A 15,682-nucleotide genomic window follows, 5' to 3' on the forward strand; every position below is an offset into this window, starting at 1 on the left:
CAATCCCGGGGCTGCCGTTGGTTATTGGCGCGTCGGCGTGGCACGCTGTGGGGCGTGGCCCAGATCTCCCCGGCGATCACCCCCGCCGAACCCGTGGAGCTGTACCCCGGGGACATCAAATCCGTCCTGCTCACCACCGAGCAGATCCAGGCCCGAATCCACGAGCTGGGCAAGGAGATCGGCGACACCTATCGCAACGCCGCGGCCGAGACCGGTCAGGATCTGCTGCTGATCACGGTCCTCAAGGGCGCTGTGATCTTCGTCACCGATCTGGCCCGTGCGATTCCGGTGCCGACCCAGTTCGAGTTCATGGCGGTCAGCTCCTACGGGAGCTCGACGTCGTCGTCGGGCGTCGTGCGCATCCTCAAAGACTTGGACCGCGACATCGAGGGCCGCGACGTGTTGATCGTTGAGGACGTCGTCGACTCGGGCCTGACGCTGTCGTGGTTGCTGCGCAACCTGTCCAGCCGGCACCCGCGGTCGCTGCGGGTGTGCACACTGCTGCGCAAGCCCGACGCCAAGGGCGCCAACGTCGAGATCTCCTACGTCGGCTTCGACATCCCCAACGACTTCGTGGTGGGCTACGGCCTGGACTGGGACGAGCGCTACCGCGACCTGTCCTACATCGGCACGCTGGACCCCCGGGTGTACCAGCAGTAGCCCTAATCCAGCTCCCAGGCCGCCGTCACCGAGAAGCTGACGGTCTGCTGGCCGGGTTCGAGGGGCACCGCGGTGGGCATCGCCTTCGGCGCCGCCGTGGTCGGTGCGTTGCCCGTTGCCTCCGAGATCGTCAGCACCCGCCCCAGCCGCAGCCCGGACAGCTGGGCGTACTGTTCGGCGCGGCTCTTGGCGTCGTTGAAAGCCCGCGCGCGGGCGTCCTTCACCAGCTGCGAGTCGTCGGCGATCGAGTAGCTGACCGACCGGATCCGGGTGGCGTCGCCCCCGGTGCCGACGATGAGGGCCAGCGACCGTGAGGCGGCGTCGGGCGGATGGATCTTGACGGCGATGGTGTTGGTGGCCCGGTAACCGGTGATGGCGGCGGTGCCGTTGGGTTCGGGGTTGCTGTATTGCGGCTGCAGGGTGACGTCGGTGGTGCTGATGTCTTTGTGGTCGATGCCGGCGCCGGTCAACGCGTTGATCACCGCCTGCTGGCGGTCGTTGGTCTGGTTCATGGCGGCGGTGACGTCGGGCGCCGTGAACTCGATGCCGACGTCGGCGGTCAGGGTGTCCGGCGCGCCCTGAACTTGGCCTTGGCCGACGACGGTGACCTGCCGCGGGTTGGCGCCCGGGCTGGGCGCCGGGTGCGCGTCGCAACCCGACACCGCGACCGCCAGCCCGACGGCGACCGCGGCGAGCGACGTGCGAGACGGACGTGGGGCGTGCGGTGCGGCCGGCATGCCTGGCACCCTAGCCGGTCGGGGGATGCGCGATGAGGCGACGCGGCGTGGTCACAAGGCCCGCTGCACCGCCGTCCATGCCCGGCACCCGCGGGGTCCTATGCGTGGCAAACCTCTCGCGGTGAAATTTATGGACCGCATATGTGTTCATGCAAGAGCTAAACATATTGGACTGCAACATCTTTCATAGTGCTCTCATATCTGGCGACATCAGCGTCCAGCTAAGTGAACAGTCGGTGACCCGGCCATGAATTGGCGTCGCCCGTCCTGTCATTTGAGGATCCGGCTCCCTAACGTGGCCAGTCGTCCGGGTCACCGGTCGATGCTGGAATGGTTTGCTTGCAGGGAATTTGGGGAGGGTGAATGTCTATTCTGTCGACTCAGCCGGTGGTGCTCGACGCGGTCGCCGATCAGCTGCTCGGCATCAATGCCGTTCTGCGGGAAGCGTCTTGCACGCTTTCGGTGCCAACGACCGGCGTGGTTCCCGCCGCCGCCGACGTGGTGTCGATACTGACCGCTGCGCAATTCTCTTGGCATGCACGGTTGTTTCACGAGGTGAGCGCTGAGGCGGCGACGGTGCGAGACCAGCTGGCGACGACATTGGGCGTAAGCGCCGGCTCGTACGCCGCCACAGAGCTCGCCAACGCCGCCGCGCTCGGTTGAGTCAAGAACGATGCTCGATTTCGCTCAGTTACCGCCGGAGATCAACTCCGCGCTGATGTACGCCGGACCCGGCTCGGGGCCGTTGTTGAGCGCCGCGGCGGCCTGGAATGAGCTGTCCGCGGAGTTGCAGTCCGCGGCATCCGCCTTCGCGTCGGCGATCGCCTCCCTGGGGGCCGGTCCGTGGCGGGGACCGGCCGCAGCGGCCATGGTGGCGGCAGCCACGCCGCAGGCGGTCTGGCTTCGTGACACCGCCGGGCAGGCGGAACAGTGTGCCGCCGCGGCGATGACCGCGGTCAGAGCCTACGAGGACGCGTTCGCCGAGACGGTGCCGCCGCCGGTGATCGCGGCGAACCGGGCACTGCTCGCCGAGCTGCTGGCGACGAATGTCCTCGGCCAGAACACGGCCGCGATAGCGGCCACCGAGGCGCAATACGGCGACATGTGGGCGCAGGACGCGGCGGCGATGTACGGATATGCGGCCACATCCGCGGTGGCGGCACGGCTGCCACCGCTCGCGCCGGCGGTGCCAGCGACGAATCCGGGTGGGGTTGCGAGTCAGGCGGCGGCGGTGGCGAAGGCGGCCGGTGCCGGTGAAAGTGGCGGCGCGCAGGCGCTCGATGCCGTGCCGCAGACGTTGGCTTCGCTGGTCGGGCCGACGACCACTCGCGCGTCCGCCAATCCAACCCTGTCCTTCGGTGGGATCAGCCTGAATCCCGAGGGCGACGGCATCGTCGTCGGCGGCCCGCTGGGTGACCTGTTGGAGGGTTTGACCGGGTCCCAAACCTTGGACGCCAGCACGCCCTTCGACGCGTTCATCCGGTTGATCTCCCCGACAAGGCTTTTCACGACGGCATTCAAAGACATCCAAGGAATCGCCCAGGGCGCAATGCCTGCCGCGAAGTCCGCATCAGAAACCGCCGCCAAGGCCGCTGACGCGGCGTTACCCATAGTCTCGGGCGCCGGACTGGGGCCAGTCGGCTCGATCGGCGGAGCCGTCGGTAAGGCGGCGTCGATCGGTGGGCTGTCAGTACCGGCGGGATGGGCGGGCGCGGCCCCCACGGCACCTCCGGTCACCTTGGCGCTGAACGGGATCGACACGCCGGGAGCGGCCGAGCCCGTCACTAATGCGGTGGGCGGGGTGCCGATGACACCGGTCGGCGGGGCGGGCCGCAGCGCGGCGGCCCACCTGGTCGCGCCACGGTACGGCTTCAAGCCGACCGTCATCGCTCAACCACCCGCGGGCGGTTGAACTGGAGTCGAACGAATCAAAAGGGCGGGTCGTCGGGCAAGGGCACAAGGTCGGGTTCGTCGGGCGACGCCCAGTCCGGCGGCAACTCCTCGGGCTCCTTGGGGTCGTTCACCCAGGTGCAGAACGGGCTGGTGCTGGGTCCGCCTTTGAAGAGAAAAAGCATGTCGCGCATGTGGTTTCGATGCTTGCGGGCCGAAATCTCGTCGGCGCGGGCCTGTTCCAACCGGCGCCGTGCCTCGTTGAGGGGGCGCTGGGTACGGTTGTGCCGGCGTTCCTGCGCGATGCGCGCGCTGCGCTGCCGCGCCCTGCTCTTCCTCACGGGCGTCGGCGCGGCGCAGGGCGCAACCTGCGGGAACAGGTCCGCGCCGGCGGGCGCCGTCCGATAGGTCCTGCCGGTCGGTGACGTCCAGACGACGGTGCCGTCGGCGAGTTGTGCATCGCGCCAACCGCCGAAGGTCTTGAGCCGATGATGTTGACGGCACAGGCATTTGAGGTTGCCGGCGACGGTCAAGCCGCCGTCCGCCGGACTCCGGTGGTTGAACGGGATGGTGTGGTCGATGTCGCACACCGTGGCCGACCGGCCGCAGCCGGGGAAGCGGCAGGTCAGATCGCGGCTGCGGACGGCGCGCTCCAGCGCGGCGGACGGCTGATAGCGCAGCGCCTCGGCCGGGCTCGTCGTCGGGTCGGCGATGAGCACCGACGCGGCGGCGGCCAGTTGCCGCACCTGCTCGGCGTCGATCACGCCGTGGCCGTGCAGATAGCCCGGCGCCGCGCCACCGCCGTACACCGTCTGGTCGGTGGCAACCACGTTGACCACCACGTGGGCCGCCGCTGCCGTGGGAGCGCGATCGACGGGGGAAGCCGCGCAACCGGTTTGGCCGCAGGTGCACACGAGCGTGCGGCCCTCGGTCAGCGCGGACAGCGCGTCGGCCCGGCGTTGATCGAAGGTCCGGGGGTCCGCCGAGCACACCTGCGTGGCGAGTTGGGAGAGCCGCCGATCGAATGCCGCCGCGGCTGCCGCGGCGACCGATCCGTGAATCTCGGCCATGCCATTGTCGGCTGCCGTGATCGCGATGTGGCGTCCCTCGTCGGCGGCCGCCCGGCGTTCGCGTGCGCCGTCGGGATCGACCACCCGGACCGCCGCGTCGACCGCGTTGACGATCCGCTGCCGCGACCAGCCGTGCCAGCTGCCGATGCGCGCGGCCAACGACCGGTCCAGCTTGGCGACCAGTTCGGCGTCGGTGACCAGGTCCGTGCGGGTGATCACCAATCGCACCGTGCGCCAATCGGTCTTGCCCTCGGCAAGGAGCGCTGCCACCTCGGGCAGCCGCGTATCCAGCGCCTCGGCGTGCGACACCAGGTAGCCGGCCCCCGCGGGGGAGAGGTTCATGGCGGCGGCCACCTCGGCGGCCGTCTGGTCGAACGCATCGATCTGCGCGTGGGCGAGCCGTTCCTCGCGCAGCTCGGCAGCGGCCGTCCGGCGGCGCAGCAGCGCCGCCACCGCGCCCAGGCGCCGCGCCACCAGGACCGATTCCTGCCGGTGCGACGATTCGATGACCGCGACCAAGGCCGCGGGCGACAGCTCACGGACCGCCACCTGGTCCGGCACCCATTCGAACATAGGTTCGAGAATAGCGAGGGTGTCCGACAACCTCGCGAGAAGATCAGGGCGTCACGAGGATCTTGCAGTGCCGCTCGGGATCGGCGAGGTCGTCGAAGGCCGCACCGACGCCGTCGAGCCCGACCTCGCCGGTGATCAGCGGCGCGACGTCGATGTCACCCTCGGCGAGGGCGCGCAGGGAGTCGGCGAACTCCTCGGGTGAGTAGGCGAGCACGAACTGCACGCTGATCTCCTTGGCGATCGCGAAGAAGGGGTGCACGGTGTCGGGCTCCATGCACACGCCCGCGACGACCAGTCGGGTGCCCGGCCGGGCCCGCAGCAGCACGTCGTCGATGACCCCCGGGACACCGACGGCCTCGAACACCACGGCGGGCTTCACCGAATCGAAGGGGGAGCCCTGTGCCGCGTCCAAGGTCTGGTGGGCTCCCATGGCGGACGCCAGCTCGCGTCGTCTCGGCGAGAAGTCAGCCGCCACAATGGTTTGCACGCCCCGCGCGCGCAGCGCCGCCACGATGGCGATGCCGATCGGTCCGCAGCCCAGCACCAGCGCCATCTCGCCAGGTGTGATGTTCGACTTGTTCACGGCGTGCAGTCCGACGGCCATCGGCTCGGTCAACGCCGCGTGCTTGAGGTCCAGGCCGTTGGGGATCGGCAACAACAGCGGCGCCGACAGCAGCATCCGCTCGGCGTAGCCGCCGATGGTGCTGTTGCTGTAGACGATAGGTTCGAATCTGTTGCCGGACAACAGGATCGGCAACGAGGTGACGAGCGTGCCGGGGGAGGGTGCTTCGGTGTCGGGCCCCGCCTCGAGCACCTCGGCGCTGAATTCGTGGCCCATGAAGACGTCGCGGCGCAGATCGACGTCCATCCCGCCGGCGCCGCCCACCTTGTCGCTCATGGCCAGCACCTGCGCGCCGTGGGCCGCGAAGTGCAGATCCGAGCCGCAGATCCCACACGCACGCACCGCGACCAACACCTGACCGGCCTGGGGGATGGGGTCGGGGACGTCGTTGCGGTGCACCATCCGGCCGTCACGCAACACCGCGGCGCGCATCAGCGGGCCTGCTGTTCGCCGACGTGCTCGGTGATGGCCTTGACCACGGCCTCGCCGGCGCGGCCCAACAGTTGGTCGCGCTTGGCCTTGGCCCACTCGTGAGAGGAACGGGCCGCCGCAAGCTGGCCCTTGAAGTGCGGAATCACCCTGCGCGCCAACAAGTCATAGCAGTGGTAGGTGGCTTCGGGAGACGCCCAGTCGTGTCCGAGCAGGAGCAGCGTTCCGAAACCGCCCGAGCGCCGCTGCAGGTCTTCGATGTGCGCGATGGCGTCCTCAGGCGTCCCAATGCAGCAATTGCCTTTGGCCGCATAGTCTTCGACGAACTCCTCGGGAGTTTGGCTGCCCTCCACCGTGTTCGACAGCGGAACGAAGCCGGCGGCGCCGAAGTAGTTGGCGAAGTCCTGCAGCCCGTAGGTGCAATCGCGGATGGCCTGCTCGCGGCTGTCGGCGATGTGCATGATGGACAGCACGCGCCAGTCGGAGCGGTCCGGTTCGGCGCGGCCGACTTTGGCGGCCTGCTCCCGCACCACTTCCCAGGTGGTCTCCAGCGCCGCGTAACCGCCGGGCACCGACATCGACAGCGACAGCAACGACGTGCCGAGCGCGCCGGCCAGCCGCGGTCCCGACGGCGAAATCATTGCGGCCGTGGAAATCTCGGGATACGGCCAGGTGTAGGGCCGGATATGCAGCTGCGCGTCGCGCAACGTGAACCAGTCCGAGTGGCGGTCGATCCGCTCGGTGGGCCCCGCGCGGAACAACGCCAGAATGGCCTCCAGGGATTCGTGCATCATCCGCCGCTGTTCGACGGGGTCGATGCCCATCATGTACGCGTCCGAGGGCAGCGCGCCGGGGCCGGCGCCGAACATCACCCGTCCCCGCGTGAGGTGGTCCAGCAGGACCCAGCGGTCGGCCACCATCAACGGGTGGTGGTAGGGCAGCGACACCACCCCGGTGCCAAGCCGGATGTGCCTGGTTCGTTCCGCCGCGGCCGCGATGAACACCTCCGGGCAGGCGATCAGCTCGTAGCCGCCCGAGTGGTGTTCGCCGAACCACGCCTCGTCGAAGCCCAGACGGTCCAGCGCGACCACGCGGTCCATGTCGTATTCCAGTGCGACGGTGGGGGATTGGCCGATCGGGTGGAACGGGGTGATGAAGACGCCGAAGTTCAGGGGGGCGCTCATCGCAGATCCAGTCCGTCGAGGAACTCCAACAGGGTCGCATTCACCTCGTCGGGGCGTTCTTGCTGCAGCCAGTGTCCCGCGCCGTCCACCAGCACCTGGCGATACGGGCCGGAGATCACCTCCGCGGCGCGATCGGGCCGGGTGAAGGACAGCACCGGGTCCGCCGTCCCGCCCATGAACAGGCACGGCACCGAAATCTTCGCGCCGTCGAGTTCCGGCGTGGTCTCCCAGTTGCGGTCGAAATTGCGATACCAGTTCAATCCGCCGGTGAAACCCGTCCGGGAGAACTCGGCGACGTAGTGGTCGAGTTCGGCTTGGCTGATCCAGTCGGGCAGCCCGTCGGGTTCGGGCAGGCGCTCGATGAACCCCTCGGGGCCGGGCGCCACCATCCGCAGCGCCGCCCTCTTGTCCCCGGAGGTCTGCAACCCGCCCATCATGCGACGCAGCACGCGCGCCGGATCGGCGTTCAGCTCGGCGTCGGCGACGCCGGGCTCCTGGAAGTACAGGATGTAGAAGAAGTGCTCGCCGAACGTCTTGCGCCACGCCGCGGTAGGCGCGCTGCGGGGCCGGGGCACCGCGGGCACGCTCATCGCGGCGACCGCCGCGACGCGGTCGGGGTGCAGCAGCGGGGCGTTCCACACCACGGCCGCGCCCCAGTCGTGGCCCACCCACACGGCCCGCTGCGCGCCGACGTCGTCGAGCAACCCGACCAAGTCGGCGGTCAGCTCGTGGATGTCGTAGGCCGCCACGGCCTCCGGGCGCGAGGAGCCGCCGTAGCCGCGTTGGTCGGGCGCCAGCACGTGGTAGCCGGCGTCGGCGAGGACCGGGATCTGGTGCCGCCAGGAGTACGCCAGCTCGGGAAAGCCGTGGGCCAGGATGACGACGGGTGCGCCGCGGTCCCCCGCTTCGATCACGCGCAGCCGTACGCCGTTGGTGTCTACTAACCGTTCGGTCGACGTGGGCACCCTGTCACCAAAGCACAACGGGTGCCCACAGAGAAGGGCCCGACGCCGCCGCCGGGCATAGCGTGGGATGCGGTGCTGGAGCGACAGGCGGGAGCGAGCGGTGAGGCGGCTGGACCACGTCGTGCTGTGGACGAGGGATCCGCGGGCGGCCATGGACTTCTACACGCGGGTGGTCGGGTTGGAGCCAGTCCGGTTCGCCGAATTCGAGGCCGGGCAGGCGCCCTTCCCCAGTGTGCGGGTGTCCGCCGACTCCGTCATCGATCTGTCGCCGGTGCACAGCGCCGCCGCTACGGACGCCTTGACCCACACCACGGGCAGCGCCGGTCATCCGGTCAACCACCTGTGCCTGGCGATGTCGAAGGCCGAGTACGAGGACCTGGACCGGCGCCTGCGGGCCGAGGGCGTGGACACCAGCGCCCGCCTGAGCCCGACCTTCGGGGCCCGCGGGTGGGCGCCGCACGGCTTCTACTTCACCGATCCGGACGGCAACGTCGTCGAGGCGCGCTACTACGAGTGAGGCCGGTGAGGCCGGGCGTCGCGCCGGCGCCCGACGGGAACCACCGCTCGTTGTCTATTGCGGACGGTGGCGAGCCGCTTCGCCCGGCGCGGCCGAGCTCGCACTCGGCCCCGTGCGGACGGTGGCGAGCCGCTTCGCCCGGCGCGGCCGAGCTCGCACTCGCCACGGGCGGTAAATTGGACTATCCAGCGGCGTGTATATCGGGGAAGGACCTGGCCACAAAGGCCGATGATTGATGAACCGGAAAAATGTTATTCGCACCATCGCGGTGATCGCCGTCGTGGTGCTGCTCGGTTGGTCGTTCTTCTACTTCAGTGACGACACCCGCGGCTACAAGCCCGTCGACACCTCCGTCGCGATGTCCCAGATTCGGGGCGACAACGTCAAGAGCGCGCAAATCGACGATCGCGAGCAGCAGTTGCGGTTGACCTTGAAGAAGGCCAACGGTGACACCGACAATTCCGACAAGGTCATCACGAAATACCCCAGCGGGTACGCCGTCGACCTTTTCAACGCGCTGAACGACAAGAACGCCAAGGTCAGCACCGTGGTGAACCAGGGCAGCATCCTGGGCGAGCTGCTGGTCTACGTGTTGCCGCTGCTGCTGCTGGTCGGGCTGTTCGTGATGTTCTCCCGCATGCAGGGCGGCGCCCGGATGGGCTTCGGCTTCGGCAAGTCGCGGGCCAAACAGCTCTCCAAGGACATGCCCAAGACCACGTTCGCCGACGTCGCCGGCGTCGACGAGGCGGTCGAGGAGCTCTACGAGATCAAGGATTTCCTGCAAAACCCCAGCCGCTACCAGGCGCTGGGCGCCAAGATCCCCAAGGGCGTGCTGCTCTACGGCCCGCCGGGCACCGGCAAGACGTTGCTGGCCCGCGCGGTCGCCGGCGAAGCGGGGGTGCCGTTCTTCACCATCTCGGGCTCGGACTTCGTCGAGATGTTCGTGGGTGTGGGCGCCTCGCGGGTGCGCGACCTGTTCGAGCAGGCCAAGCAGAACAGCCCCTGCATCATCTTCGTCGACGAGATCGACGCCGTGGGGCGCCAGCGCGGCGCCGGCCTCGGCGGCGGGCACGACGAACGCGAGCAGACGCTGAACCAGTTGCTGGTCGAGATGGACGGCTTCGGCGACCGCGCCGGCGTCATCCTGATCGCCGCCACCAACCGCCCCGACATCCTCGACCCGGCCCTGCTGCGCCCCGGCCGCTTCGACCGGCAGATCCCGGTGACCAACCCCGACCTCGCCGGCCGCCGCGCGGTCCTGCGCGTGCACTCCAAGGGCAAGCCCATCGCGCCGGACGCGGACCTCGACGGGCTGGCCAAGCGCACCGTCGGCATGACCGGCGCCGACCTGGCCAACGTCATCAACGAAGCGGCGCTGCTGACCGCCCGCGAGAACGGCACGGTGATCACCAGCGCGGCGCTCGAAGAAGCGGTGGACCGGGTAATCGGCGGCCCGCGGCGCAAGGGCCGCATCATCAGCGAGCAGGAAAAGAAGATCACCGCCTACCACGAGGGCGGCCACACGCTGGCGGCCTGGGCGATGCCCGACATCGACCCCGTCTACAAGGTGACGATCCTGGCTCGCGGCCGCACCGGCGGCCACGCCGTGGCGGTGCCCGAGGAGGACAAGGGCCTGCGGACCCGTTCCGAGATGGTCGCGCAGTTGGTGTTCGCGATGGGTGGACGCGCCGCCGAGGAACTCGTCTTCCGCGAGCCGACCACGGGGGCGGTCTCCGACATCGAGCAGGCGACCAAGACCGCGCGGGCGATGGTCACCGAATTCGGCATGAGCTCCAAGCTGGGGGCCGTCAAGTACGGCTCCGAGCACGGCGACCCATTCCTGGGTCGCACCATGGGCAACCAGGCCGACTATTCGCACGAGGTGGCCCGCGACATCGACGACGAGATCCGCAAGCTCATCGAGGCGGCGCACACCGAGGCCTGGGAGATCCTCACCGAACACCGCGACGTGCTCGACACGTTGGCCGGCGAGCTGCTCGAGAAGGAGACTCTGCACCGGCCCGAGCTGGAGCGGATCTTCGCCGACGTCGAAAAGCGGCCCAGGCTAACGATGTTCGACGACTTCGGCGGTCGCATCCCGTCGGACAAGCCGCCCATCAAGACGCCCGGCGAGCTGGCCATCGAGCGCGGCGAGCCATGGCCGCCGCCCGTGCCCGAACCCGCCTTCAAGGTGGCCATCGCTGCGGCCGCCGAAGCCGCACGGGCCGATGCCGAGCGCAACGCCAACGGCGGCAACGGTTCTCACGGCACCCAGGGGGCGCCCAACGGACCCACGCAGCCCGACTACGGCGCTCCCGCGGGCTGGCACGCGCCCGGCTGGCCCCCGCAACACCAACAGCCGTGGTACCCGCCGGGCCAGCCGCCCCAGCAGCAGTATTGGCCGCAACCGGCGACCAACCACCCGGGCCAGCCCGGTTATCCGGGGCACCCCGGCCAGCAGGGCCAGCCCTATCCGTCGTACCCGCCGTATCCGCCCTATCCGCCGCCCGCGCAACCCAGCCCGCAGGGCGGCAATTCCCCCGAACGGCGGGACGACGACGTGAGCCGGTCCAATCCGCCGGCCCACGGCTGAGAACACGGAGGATCTTCGATGGCGCTGCCGGACACGGTGACTCCCGACCTACGGGTGTTCGATCAAGCGCGTGCCGAAGCCGCGGTCAAGGAACTGCTGTACGCGATCGGTGAGGACCCCGACCGAAACGGGCTGCGGGACACCCCGGCCCGCGTGGCGCGCGCCTACCGCGAGATGTTCGCCGGGCTCTACACCGACCCCGACAGCGTGCTCAACACGATGTTCGACGAGGAACACGACGAACTGGTGCTGGTCAAGGAAATCCCGATGTACTCCACCTGTGAGCACCACCTGGTGTCGTTCCACGGGGTGGCCCACGTCGGCTACATCCCCGGCAACGACGGCAGGGTCACCGGCCTGTCCAAGATCGCGCGGCTGGTCGACCTCTACGCCAAGCGACCGCAGGTCCAGGAGCGGCTCACCAGCCAGATCGCCGACGCCCTGATGGCCCGGCTCGACCCCCGCGGGGTGATCGTGGTGATCGAGGCCGAACACCTGTGCATGGCCATGCGCGGGGTCCGCAAACCCGGCGCCACCACCACGACGTCGGCCGTGCGCGGCCAGTTCAAAACCAACGCCGCTTCCCGAGCCGAGGCGCTGGACCTCATCCTGCGTAAGTGACATCGGCGCCTGTGCGGGTAATGGGAGTCCTGAACGTCACGGACGACTCCTTCTCCGACGGCGGCCAATACCTCGACGCCGACGTCGCCGTGGCCCGCGGCGTGGCCATGGTCGCCGAGGGGGCCGGAATCGTCGACGTCGGCGGCGAGTCGACCCGCCCCGGCGCGACCCGCATCGACTCCCGCGTCGAGACTGCGCGCGTCGTTCCCGTCGTCAAGGGCCTTGCCGGGGAGGGGATCACGGTCAGCATCGACACCATGCACGCCGACGTCGCACGCGCCGCCCTGGAAAGCGGGGCGCAACTGGTCAACGACGTCTCGGGCGGGCGGGCCGACCCCGCGATGGCGCCGCTGCTGGCCGAGGCCGGGGTGCCCTGGGTGCTGATGCACTGGCGTTCGGTGTCCGCCGAGCGCCCCCACGCCGCCCCGCACTACCGCGACGTGGTCGCCGAGGTGCGTGCCGAGTTGCTGGACAGCGCCGACGCCGCAGTGGCGGCCGGGGTGGACCCCGGCCAGCTGCTGATCGACCCTGGCCTCGGATTCGCCAAGACCGCGCAACACAATTGGGCGCTGCTGCACGCCTTGCCCCAGCTGGTCGACACCGGCCTGCCGGTGCTGCTGGGCGCCTCGCGCAAGCGCTTCCTGGGTGCGTTGCTGGCCGGGCCCGACGGCACGCCGCGACCACCCGACGGCCGGGAGACGGCGACGGCGGTGGTCTCGGCGCTGGCCGCCGTGCACGGCGCCTGGGGCGTCCGGGTGCACGACGTGCGGGCGACGGTGGACGCCGTGAAGGTGGTCGCGGCCTGGACCAACGGCGGTACGGAAGCCGATGGCTGATCGCATCGAGCTGCGCGGGTTGACCGTCCGCGGCAACCACGGCGTGTTCGACCACGAGCGGGCCGGCGGTCAAGACTTCGTCGTCGACGTCACGGTGTGGATCGACCTGGCCGACGCCGCCGCCAGCGACCAGCTGGCCGACACCTACGACTACGGCGCGCTGGCCCAGCTCGCGGCCGGCGTGGTGGCCGGCCCGGCGCGAAACCTGATCGAGACGGTCGGTGGTGAGATCGCCGACAAGGTGATGGACGACGACCGCGTGCACGCCGTCGAGGTGGTGGTGCACAAGCCGGCGGCGCCCATCCCGGTGCAGTTCGCCGACGTGGCCGTCGTGGTGCGGCGCTCGCGGCGCGGCGGCCGCGGCTCGGTGATCCCGGCGGGCGGGACCGCATGAGCCGCGTCGTGTTGTCCATCGGCTCCAACCTGGGTGACCGGCTGGCGCGGCTGCAGTCGGTGGTCGACGGCCTGGGCGAGGCGGTGCTCGCGGTGTCGCCGGTCTACGAGACGGACCCCTGGGGCCGGGTGGAGCAGGCGCCGTTCCTCAACGCGGTCCTCATCGCCGAGGACGACTGCGACGGGCAGGAGTGGCTGCGCCGGGCGCAGGAATTCGAGCGGGCGGCCGGCCGGGTCCGTGGCGAACGGTGGGGCCCGCGCAGCCTGGACGTCGACCTGATCGCCTGCTACGACGACCGGGGCGAGGTGGTGACGCGCGAGCCCAACCTGACGCTGCCCCACCCGCTGGCGCACCTGCGCGCCTTCGTGCTGGTGCCGTGGCTGGCCATCGACCCCGACGCCCGGCTGACCCTGGTCGACGGGACGCAGACCGTCGCGAGCCTGCTCGCCCAGCTGGAACCCGCGGACCGCGACGGGGTGCGGTTGTTCACCGCGACGCTGCAGCTGGCCCGGCCGGACGCCTGATGGGTCCCACTCGCAAGCGTGACCTGACGGCCGCGGTGGTGGCGGCCGCCGTGGTGGGCTTCCTGCTGGTCACCGGCCTGTACCGGTTCTTCCCGCCGATCACGGCGTGGACCGGGCTGTCGCTGCTCGCGGTGGCCGTCGCCGAGGCGCTGTGGGCGCGCTACGTGCGGGCCAAGATCAACGACGGCGAGATCGGCGCCGGCCCGGGCTGGCTGCATCCGCTGGCGGTGGCCCGCACCCTCGTGGTGGCCAAGGCGTCGGCGTGGGTGGGTGCTCTGATGCTCGGCTGGTGGGTCGGCATCCTGGTATACGTCCTGCCCCGCCGATCCTGGCTGCGCGCCGCCGCCGAGGACACCTCCGGCGCGGCGGTGGCCGCCGTCAGCGCGCTGGCGTTGCTCGTCGCCGCGATGTGGCTGCAACATTGTTGTAAATCTCCCCAGGACCCGACCGAACACGGAGAGGGCGCCGAAGGCTAGCCCGACCGGCCGCAACCGGATCAACCCCAGGTGAGAATCGCCGGAGAGCGCGACACGCGGAACGACGTCGCGCAGGTACAGTCAGGCCATGACCGTTCTGTCCCGCGGCGCCCGGGTGAGGCGCGGCGGCCGCAGGCCGGGGTGGGTGCTCTTGACCACGTTGCTGGTCCTCGCCATGGGGGCCAGTTCCGCGTTGGTGTTCACCAATCGGGTGGAACTGCTCAAGCTCGCTGTAATCCTGGCGCTGTGGGCCGCAGTCGCCGGCGCCTTCGTCTCCGTGCTGTACCGCCGCCAGAGCGACGCCGACCAGTCGCGCGTGCGCGACCTGAAGCTGGTCTACGACCTGCAGCTGGACCGGGAGATCTCGGCCCGCCGCGAATACGAGCTCACCGTGGAGTCCCAGCTGCGCCGCGAGCTGGCGACCGAACTGCGCGCGCAGGCCGCCGACGACCTGGCGGAGCTGCGCGCGGAGCTGAGTTCCCTGCGGACCAGCCTGGAGATCCTGTTCGACACCGACCTGGGGCACCGGCCGGCGCTGGAGAACCCGGAGGCGGAGGCGCCGCCGGAGCGGGCGTACAGCGAGTGGGAGCGCGACGGCGAGGGCCCGCGCGACGCGCCCGTGGACTGGGTGTCCAGCGACCGGGTGACGCCGGCGCCGCGCGAGGCGCCCGGGCGCGCCGACGACACGACGATCATCGACGTGCCCGAGGAGCCGCTGTTGCCGCCGCGCCCGCAGCCGGCGCCCCGCCGCGAGCGGGTTCGCTACCAGTACGAATCGCCGCGGGAGCCGAGCTACTCGCCGGTGCCGGAGGCCGGCTACGGGCCCCAGCCGGAGCCGCAGCCCGAGCCGCACTTTGCGCCTCCCCAGCCGCAGCCCGGCTACCCCCAGCCGGAGCCGCACACCGCCCAGCCGGGTCCCCAGCGGGACCCGCGGGCCGAGCAGCGCAACGCCGACTGGCAGCCCCCCGGGCAGTGGCCGCCGCGCGGCAGCTGGGCCGCCGACGACGCCCCGGCGCCCGAGTCGGCCGGCCCGCCGGCCGCGTCGCCGAACGGCCGGCGCTCCCGCCATTCCGGCGACGACGAGGCCTGGTCCGGCGCGCCCGTCGAGGCGCCGCAGCCCTACGCCGAATCCGGCCGTCGGGCCCGGTCCCGGCACTCCGCGGAGTACCGCGACTACGGCGTGCGCAACTTCGCCGGGGACAACGACGCGCCGACCCCCGCCAGCGTCGGGGTCACACCGCCGGCGGCCGCGACGCCGGCGCCCCCGCTCCCGCCGCCGCCGGCCGAACCCGTGGCCGAGCCGGCGCCCCCGCAGATGGCGCCGCCCCCGACTCCCGAGAACGCGCCTCGGCACGGCGGCCCGGAGTCGATGACGCCGGACGGCGCGGACGACGGCTCGCCGACGGGTGGGCAGTCCGTCGCCGACCTGCTGGCGCGGCTGCAGGTGCAACCCTCCGAGGGCGGCCGGCGGCGCCGTCGCGACGCCTGACCTGGGAGCTGGCTCACATCCTCATTGGGCTCCCGGGCGCGATCGACTAGAGTTTGACTGACCGAACGGTACCCACCGAGTGGGACCGGAACGAACGAAAGA

Annotated in this window: 15 protein-coding genes and 1 pseudogene; 11 read left to right on the forward strand and 5 right to left on the reverse strand. The window is 70.5% G+C overall.

Going from position 1 to position 15,682, the window contains the following annotated elements:
• Window positions 1-11 precede the first annotated feature (11 nt).
• Window positions 12-660: pseudogene (hpt, locus tag A5700_RS17225) on the forward strand (hypoxanthine phosphoribosyltransferase).
• Window positions 661-662: 2 nt separating this feature from the next.
• Here the strand turns inward: hpt and A5700_RS17230 are convergent.
• Entirely contained in the window at window positions 663-1,397 is a 735-nt protein-coding gene (locus A5700_RS17230; RefSeq protein ID WP_068070498.1) for an SIMPL domain-containing protein, read from the reverse strand.
• Window positions 1,398-1,760: 363 nt separating this feature from the next.
• On the opposite strand from A5700_RS17230, the gene A5700_RS17235 reads away from it, so the two are divergent.
• A complete protein-coding gene (locus A5700_RS17235) occupies window positions 1,761-2,060 on the forward strand; it encodes a PE family protein (protein WP_068070500.1) in 300 nt (99 codons plus the stop codon).
• A gap of 10 nt (window positions 2,061-2,070) precedes the next feature.
• Entirely contained in the window at window positions 2,071-3,309 is a 1,239-nt protein-coding gene (locus A5700_RS17240) for a PPE family protein (protein WP_068070502.1), read from the forward strand.
• 16 nt (window positions 3,310-3,325) lie between these two features.
• Here A5700_RS17240 and A5700_RS17245 read toward each other — a convergent pair whose 3' ends face one another.
• From A5700_RS17245 to A5700_RS17260, 4 genes are read right to left on the reverse strand one after another with little or no spacing between them, the layout of a single operon-like run.
• Window positions 3,326-4,930 carry an HNH endonuclease signature motif containing protein gene (locus A5700_RS17245; RefSeq protein WP_068204876.1) on the reverse strand — a complete coding sequence of 535 codons (1,605 nt, stop codon included), beginning with the start codon at window positions 4,928-4,930 and terminating at the stop codon, window positions 3,326-3,328.
• Between the two features lie 43 nt (window positions 4,931-4,973).
• Window positions 4,974-5,984: a zinc-binding dehydrogenase gene (locus A5700_RS17250; RefSeq protein ID WP_068070506.1), complete on the reverse strand. Its 1,011-nt coding sequence runs from the start codon at window positions 5,982-5,984 to the stop codon at window positions 4,974-4,976.
• On the reverse strand, window positions 5,984-7,165 hold the full coding sequence (locus A5700_RS17255) for an LLM class flavin-dependent oxidoreductase (RefSeq protein WP_068070508.1): 1,182 nt from the start codon (window positions 7,163-7,165) through the stop codon (window positions 5,984-5,986). The genes A5700_RS17250 and A5700_RS17255 overlap by 1 nt, the downstream gene beginning before the upstream one ends.
• On the reverse strand, window positions 7,162-8,130 hold the full coding sequence (locus A5700_RS17260; RefSeq protein WP_156671261.1) for an alpha/beta fold hydrolase: 969 nt from the start codon (window positions 8,128-8,130) through the stop codon (window positions 7,162-7,164). The genes A5700_RS17255 and A5700_RS17260 overlap by 4 nt, the downstream gene beginning before the upstream one ends.
• 151 nt (window positions 8,131-8,281) lie before the next feature.
• On the opposite strand from A5700_RS17260, the gene A5700_RS17265 reads away from it, so the two are divergent.
• From A5700_RS17265 to A5700_RS17300, 8 genes are all read left to right on the forward strand, one after another.
• Window positions 8,282-8,647 carry a VOC family protein gene (locus A5700_RS17265; protein WP_068070583.1) on the forward strand — a complete coding sequence of 122 codons (366 nt, stop codon included), beginning with the start codon at window positions 8,282-8,284 and terminating at the stop codon, window positions 8,645-8,647.
• Between the two features lie 235 nt (window positions 8,648-8,882).
• Window positions 8,883-11,240 carry an ATP-dependent zinc metalloprotease FtsH gene (ftsH, locus tag A5700_RS17270; RefSeq protein WP_068070512.1) on the forward strand — a complete coding sequence of 786 codons (2,358 nt, stop codon included), beginning with the start codon at window positions 8,883-8,885 and terminating at the stop codon, window positions 11,238-11,240.
• An 18-nt stretch (window positions 11,241-11,258) separates the two neighbouring features.
• Entirely contained in the window at window positions 11,259-11,861 is a 603-nt protein-coding gene (gene folE / locus A5700_RS17275; protein ID WP_068070514.1) for a GTP cyclohydrolase I FolE, read from the forward strand.
• Window positions 11,858-12,697: a dihydropteroate synthase gene (folP, locus tag A5700_RS17280; protein ID WP_156671262.1), complete on the forward strand. Its 840-nt coding sequence runs from the start codon at window positions 11,858-11,860 to the stop codon at window positions 12,695-12,697. The genes folE and folP overlap by 4 nt, the downstream gene beginning before the upstream one ends.
• Window positions 12,690-13,091, forward strand: a complete 402-nt coding sequence (gene folB / locus A5700_RS17285; RefSeq protein WP_068070518.1) for a dihydroneopterin aldolase — start codon at window positions 12,690-12,692, stop codon at window positions 13,089-13,091. Before folP ends, folB begins: the two co-directional genes overlap by 8 nt.
• The gene (gene folK / locus A5700_RS17290; RefSeq protein ID WP_068070520.1) at window positions 13,088-13,615 is read left to right on the forward strand and encodes a 2-amino-4-hydroxy-6-hydroxymethyldihydropteridine diphosphokinase; all 528 of its coding nucleotides are present in this window, start codon (window positions 13,088-13,090) and stop codon (window positions 13,613-13,615) included. Before folB ends, folK begins: the two co-directional genes overlap by 4 nt.
• Entirely contained in the window at window positions 13,615-14,091 is a 477-nt protein-coding gene (locus A5700_RS17295; protein WP_068070522.1) for a DUF3180 domain-containing protein, read from the forward strand. Before folK ends, A5700_RS17295 begins: the two co-directional genes overlap by 1 nt.
• Window positions 14,092-14,179: 88 nt before the next feature.
• The gene (locus tag A5700_RS17300; protein ID WP_068204878.1) at window positions 14,180-15,580 is read left to right on the forward strand and encodes a DUF6779 domain-containing protein; all 1,401 of its coding nucleotides are present in this window, start codon (window positions 14,180-14,182) and stop codon (window positions 15,578-15,580) included.
• The last annotated feature ends 102 nt before the right edge of the window (window positions 15,581-15,682 follow it).

The sequence above is a fragment of the Mycobacterium sp. E1214 genome (assembly GCF_001666755.1).
Lineage (GTDB): Bacteria > Actinomycetota > Actinomycetes > Mycobacteriales > Mycobacteriaceae > Mycobacterium.